Below are 847 nucleotides of genomic sequence, written 5' to 3'. Positions count from 1 at the left end.
TCTTCAGGATCTGGCCGTGGCCGCCGCCGTCGTCGATCTGGCGGTCGAAAAGGGCATCGCCATCGAGGTCGATTTCTAGGTCCGCCCGGCCACCCCTTCCCCCCAATCCGTCTCCAACCCCCGGTTGCGCCTCGCAGCGCAGCCGGTGCGGGAGACATGTCTGAACGCTCTGGTCCCGTATGGATCGGGGTCCCCGGCGCAGTGCCCGGTTGCGGTGGCCTGCCGGAACGGAGGAACTTCCCATGGCGCTGGACGCCACGAAGAAAGACATGGAACGCCAGGCGGCGCTGGACTACCACGCCCATCCGACACCCGGAAAACTGGAAATTCGCCCGACCAAGCCGATGGCCTCCGGCCGCGATCTGGCCCGCGCCTGTTCGCCCGGCGTGGCCGAGGCCTGCACCGAGATCGCCGCAGATCCCGCCCGCGCCATGAAATCACAGCCAAGCGCAATCTTGTGGCCGTCAATTCCAACGGCTTGGCGGTGCTGGGGCTGGGCAACCTCGGCGCGCAGGCCTCCAAACCGGTGATGGAAGGCAAGGCGGGCCTGTTCAGGAAACTTACCAGGATCGACTGTTTCGACCTTGAGGTCAACGAGGCCGACCCCGAGGCGCTGGCCGATCTGGTCTGCCGGCTGGAGCCGACCTTCGGCGCCATCAACCTGGAAGACATCAAGGCGCCCGAGCGTGTCACCGTGGAACGGCTGTGCCGCGACCGCATGGGCATCCCGGTGTTTCACGACGACCAGCACGGCACCGCTATCGTGGTGGCCGCCGCCGCCCAGAACGCCCTGCGCATCGCCGGCAAGCGGCCGCAGGACATTCGGATCGCCGGGATGGGCGACGGT

Annotated in this window: 1 pseudogene; it reads left to right on the top strand. The window is 67.4% G+C overall.

The annotated features are described in order from the left end of the window. Positions 1 to 242 precede the first annotated feature (242 nt). Positions 243 to 847 (top strand): annotated as a pseudogene (locus AB0T83_RS20285) (NADP-dependent malic enzyme); the annotation flags it as partial.

The organism is Meridianimarinicoccus marinus, assembly GCF_040689105.1.
Lineage (GTDB): Bacteria > Pseudomonadota > Alphaproteobacteria > Rhodobacterales > Rhodobacteraceae > Meridianimarinicoccus > Meridianimarinicoccus marinus.
This window is presented reverse-complemented; position numbering and strand designations above follow the sequence as displayed.